Genomic DNA, 548 nt, shown 5'->3' with positions numbered 1-548 from the left:
TCGGCGAGGGTGATGGCGGGCAGCGGGGTGGGTTGGGAGGCGATGACGACGCTGGTGTTGCCGGTGACGATGGCGGGGGCGATGACCGAGACGAGGCCGAGCAGGGGGTCGTCGGGGGCGGCGATGGCGACCACGCCGGTGGGTTCGGGGGTGGACAGGTTGAAGTAGGGGCCGGCGACCGGGTTGGCGGTGCCGCGGACGGCGGTGATCTTGTCGGCCCAGCCGGCGTACCAGACGAGCCGGTCGACGGCGGCGTCCGTGGTTTCCAGCGCGGCTTTCCTGGTGGTGTGCAGTTCGTCGGCGAACTGGGCGCGGCGGCCTTGGAGCATCTCGGCGACGCGGTAGAGGATCTGGCCGCGGTTGTAGGCGGTGGCGGCCGACCAGCCGGGGAAGGCCGCGCGGGCGGCCACGACGGCGTCGCGGGCGTCCTTGCGGGAGGCGCGGGCGGCGTTGGCGATGAAGGCGCCCTTGGGGTCGCTCACGATGTAGGACCTGCCACTCTCCGAGCGGGGGAAGGCGCCGCCGATGAACAGCTTGTACGTCTTGCG

General features: G+C 72.4%; 1 protein-coding gene. It reads right to left on the bottom strand.

Annotation, left to right across the window (positions count from 1 at the left end; translation table 11 throughout):
• Positions 1-548, bottom strand: a 548-nt coding sequence (locus DQW85_RS21690) for an aldehyde dehydrogenase family protein (RefSeq protein WP_113702111.1), incomplete at both ends; no start/stop codon positions are given.

Origin of the sequence: Nonomuraea lactucae, from assembly GCF_003313395.1 — a bacterium.
GTDB classification, from domain to species: domain Bacteria; phylum Actinomycetota; class Actinomycetes; order Streptosporangiales; family Streptosporangiaceae; genus Nonomuraea; species Nonomuraea lactucae.
The sequence above is the reverse complement of the archived record's forward strand: the minus strand, read 5'-3'. Positions and strand labels throughout refer to the sequence as shown.